Origin of the sequence: Paenibacillus piscarius, assembly GCF_022234545.1 — a bacterium.
GTDB classification, from domain to species: Bacteria; Bacillota; Bacilli; order Paenibacillales; family Paenibacillaceae; genus Paenibacillus_AQ; species Paenibacillus_AQ piscarius.
This window is the reverse complement of the sequence record NZ_JAIEUI010000045.1, coordinates 1-4,248: the sequence shown is the minus strand read 5'-3', so window position 1 is coordinate 4,248 and position 4,248 is coordinate 1. Positions and strand designations below refer to the sequence as shown.

Sequence of the window (4,248 nt, the reverse complement as noted above, 5' to 3'; positions counted from 1 at the left end):
CTTTCCAAGCAGGGGTTCCACCTGCTAAGTTACTCAACCTAGGCTCGGTCGCTCCATTTTGTACAATCACCTACCGGCCCCTTCTCCTGTCCGCCTCTGCGGACGGGATTTTTTATGTTCAGCCCTTTTTAATTATAATTATTATAAAAAAGGATTGATTTTATTTTAAATATACTATAAATTTATACTTAATCTAAAATCAAATCCTTACACGAGGTGATTTCGTTCATGACTGCAAACCGTAACAACGACAAACTAACCACTAGCTGGGGCGCCCCGGTGGGTGACAACCAGAATTCTATGACAGCAGGCTCCCGTGGCCCTACTCTGCTGCAGGATGTACATCTGCTGGAGAAGCTGGCCCACTTCAACCGGGAACGTGTCCCGGAACGTGTCGTTCATGCCAAAGGCGCTGGCGCCCATGGATATTTCGAGGTCACCCGGGATTTATCCCAATACACCAAGGCCGCATTCCTCTCAGATGTCGGCAAACGCACCCCGATGTTTATCCGTTTCTCTACGGTAGCCGGGGAGCTGGGCTCTGCCGATACCGTGCGCGATCCGCGCGGCTTCGCCGTGAAGTTCTACACCGAAGAAGGCAACTACGACCTGGTCGGGAATAACACACCTGTCTTTTTCATCCGCGATGCCATTAAATTCCCGGACTTTATCCATACCCAGAAGCGTCACCCGCAGACCCATCTGAAGAACCCGACCGCTGTCTGGGATTTCTGGTCACACTCCCCGGAATCGCTGCACCAGGTTACCATTCTGATGTCTGACCGCGGCATTCCCGCTACCCTCCGCCATATGCACGGCTTCGGCAGCCATACGTTCAAATGGGTCAATGCGGAAGGCCGGGCCGTATGGGTGAAATACCACTTCAAGACCGAACAGGGCGTTCAGAACCTGGATGTGAAGCTGGCCGCACAGCTGGCAGGCGAGCACCCGGATTATCATACGGAGGATTTGTTCAATGCCATCGACAACGGGGATTTCCCGGCATGGACACTGTATGTGCAGATTATGCCTGAGGAGGATGCTAACAGCTACCGGTTCGATCCGTTTGATGTGACCAAGGTATGGTCCCAGAAGGATTATCCGCTGATTGAAGTAGGGCGCATGGTGCTGGACCGCAACCCGGAGAACTACTTCGCTGAAGTGGAGCAGGCGACCTTCTCCCCTGGCTCATTCGTACCCGGCATAGAAGCTTCTCCCGATAAAATGCTCCAGGGCCGCCTGTTCGCCTACGGTGATGCCCACCGCTACCGCGTAGGTGCCAATCATAATCACCTGCCGATTAACCGGCCTATTGCCGAGGTCAACAATAACCAGCGTGACGGCGCAATGAATGCCACGAACAACGGGGGCGGGTCCGTCTACTACGAGCCTAACAGCTTCGGCGGGGCGACCGAGTCGCCGCAGCATAAAGCGGCAGCTTTTGAGGTCTCCGGTCAGGCAGACAGCATGTCCTATGATCATGATGACCACTACACCCAGCCGGGGGATCTCTACCGTCTGCTGAGTGAAGAGGAACGCGCACGGCTGGTGCAGAACATTGTCGAGGCCATGACTCCGGTGAAGTCGGATGAGATCAAGCTCCGCCAGATTGGCCATTTCCGTAAGGCCGACCCGGAGTTTGGACAACGGATTGCTGAGGGGCTGGGATTATAGCATCAAGTACAATCTAAACAGGGGTAAGCGAAGGCTTACCCCTGTTTCTCATAAGTATTATTCTCCCAAAGCATGACCGAGAGGATTCAGCTTAATGCCCTGCACCATGATTGTTGACAGAGACATTGCCGGAGTATCCCGTGAGATGACCGCCACCACCTGCGCTGGCCGCTGTTACTGCTACGCTTGAGCTAATCAGCAATACGGCTGTTAATAACGAGATCGCCTTTTTCATCTTTTAAAAACTCCCTCTCTAAGATATTTTTCATAATATTGCGGTAAGACTCTTGTTGCTCGGCTGAGGCATGGCTGCGGATATGCTCGTAGAATGATACGATCTTCCGAAAGCCTGTCCCATCATAGAGTTTACTACTTATTACCAAAATATAGAGAGTCAAATTAATTGCATCATGAATTTTTTGTCTTTTATACAAATATATTGCACTAAGATGCATGTAATCTATGTAGTATCGTATATCTTCCTGCTTCTCCCTGCAGCTCAATTCCTTCAATTGTTCCTTGAACTCATCGAGGACCCAGTCAATGCTAAAATTGTACTTAATCGAAGACTCCAGCACCGTAATCAGGCAGGCCAGAAGCTCCTCCTTATCGCCCTTTCGGATGAATTCCACATAATCGGGCAGAACCTCTGTCTTCCCCTCCAGCAGATCAATGACGAAGGTGTTGGCTGTAGCAATATTCCTGTAGTACTCTACTTCTGTGAGAACCTCCTGATTCAGGTCTTTAATCCAGCTCATATCCTCATAGAGGCGGATACACTTTCTGGATTCAGCCAGGTTTCCAAGCTTCTGATAAGCGATCCCTTTCATACAGGCGCTGTATCCGAGATAATACGCTATATTCTTCTTGAGGGAATGTCTCTTCATCCCCTGTTGCTGGGAGCCGTAGGTCATAATAGCGAGCTCAAAGAGCTTGTCGGAAATTTCGAGAATGGCGGTCCAATTCTCCCATGAAAACGATACTTTAAGCATATCTGTCAAAGAGTCCTCATTCATCCCATCCAGTTCCAGCAATTTCTATCTTGCCTCCTATCATTCCATTATATTCCATATAATACCTTGCTTCTCCGCTGTGGTCAATTCTTTCCCGACATAAATATCCTCTAAAAAAACAAAATTCCCAATGCTGCAGAGCAACGTGATTTTTTCGACAAGCACTCTGCCGGATTTGGACAAAAATCTGCACATTTCTCACTGCTGATACACATCCAGCCACTGCTCCAGCTGTTGCTTCAGTCCCTCTCTGGCCGATGGGGGCTCAAGAATCTCCGCATGTGGACCGTATTGCAGAATCCATTTGGTGAATTCCTGCTCATTGTTAACGGTAACCTCAAACCGCAGGGTACCATCGCCTTCATCGGTCATCCGCGGACGCACGAACAACTCCTCTTCCTTGATATAACGCGCCACTTCGGGGTGAAACCGTACCTTGAATGTAATATTCCGGGTCCCCCGGTGAATCGACCAGGTATTCTTCAGATATTGCTTAATGTTGAAATCCCCCTTATCGAAAGTGGACGCTGTCATCTCGACCTGCTGGAAGCGGCTGATGCGGAAGGTACGGATTGCGCCCTTCAGGTGACAGTAGCCGATCAGATAAAAGCGTTGATCCCGCGGAACCAGATAATACGGATCAATCTTCCGTTCTGTAATCTCATTGCGTAATTGAGAATGGTACACCGCCCGGATGCTGCGCTGCTCCAGAATGGCTGCGATCAGCGGCTGCAGGAAATTCCGGCTCTCCTTGCGGTAGGCCGGTGTCCCCATCTGAATAATATCGGCAATGTTCTCCAGCAGCCCGTTCTGTCTGGACTTCTCTTTTAGATGGGTCCCCATCACCTTATCGTACGCGGAGTGAAACCCCGGCGGGATCTTCTCCTCATGCAGCACCGACGGCAGCAGGGAGAAGGCCAGTGACTCCTGATCGGTGAAATCGAGCGGATACAGAAAGAATTTGCCCATGAACCTGTAGCCGGTCCCCCTGCCCTCGTTCGTCACCGGGGCGAAGTGGCTGATCACCTCAAGATCCCTGTAGACCGTTCTGATGTGCACCTCGCACCTGAACGCCAAGTCCGCCGCTGTAATCCCGGGATTGGCCTGAATTGCATTAATAATTTTAAAAATCCGAATAACCTTGTCTGTCATAACCGTTGCCCTCAGCTTCCAAGTAAATGTTGTCAATGATTCCATAGCTCTACTATACCAGTTCTATGGTAACAAGGCTGTCCGTAAACATCGCTTCCTGCAACGTCCCGCTACACATCCCGTCGCTCCAGCCCACTTTGTGCTCGCCTTTTACACCAACATCCCGTCTCTTCCGCCGCCTGTCCCATGGAGAACAATGTTGCACATTTTGCAGGATTTCTTTATAACTGTTACCGGCTGCGGAGCATGGGCCCTTCCCTCATCGCACCATTTGGAGAACTAACCTCAATAACAAAAAAATAGCCCTTGGTTGGCCCAAGGACTGTCTGTGGTATATCTATAAGCGGGTGATGGGAATCGAACCCACGCTATCAGCTTGGAAGGCTGAAGTTCTACCATTGAACTACAC

At 50.3% G+C, this 4,248-nt stretch carries 3 protein-coding genes; 1 reads left to right on the top strand and 2 read right to left on the bottom strand.

Annotation, left to right across the window (positions count from 1 at the left end; translation table 11 throughout):
- Positions 1 to 228: 228 nt before the first annotated feature.
- Positions 229 to 1,674 carry a catalase KatA gene (katA, locus tag K1558_RS32555; protein WP_238656270.1) on the top strand — a complete coding sequence of 482 codons (1,446 nt, stop codon included), beginning with the start codon at positions 229 to 231 and terminating at the stop codon, positions 1,672 to 1,674.
- 191 nt (positions 1,675 to 1,865) lie between these two features.
- Here katA and K1558_RS32550 read toward each other — a convergent pair whose 3' ends face one another.
- Together K1558_RS32550 and K1558_RS32545 are read right to left on the bottom strand one after the other, a co-directional pair.
- Positions 1,866 to 2,708 carry a DNA-binding protein gene (locus K1558_RS32550; protein ID WP_238656268.1) on the bottom strand — a complete coding sequence of 281 codons (843 nt, stop codon included), beginning with the start codon at positions 2,706 to 2,708 and terminating at the stop codon, positions 1,866 to 1,868.
- A gap of 177 nt (positions 2,709 to 2,885) precedes the next feature.
- Positions 2,886 to 3,839, bottom strand: coding sequence for a helix-turn-helix transcriptional regulator (locus tag K1558_RS32545; protein WP_238656266.1), 954 nt, complete (start codon positions 3,837 to 3,839; stop codon positions 2,886 to 2,888).
- Positions 3,840 to 4,248: the final 409 nt, after the last annotated feature.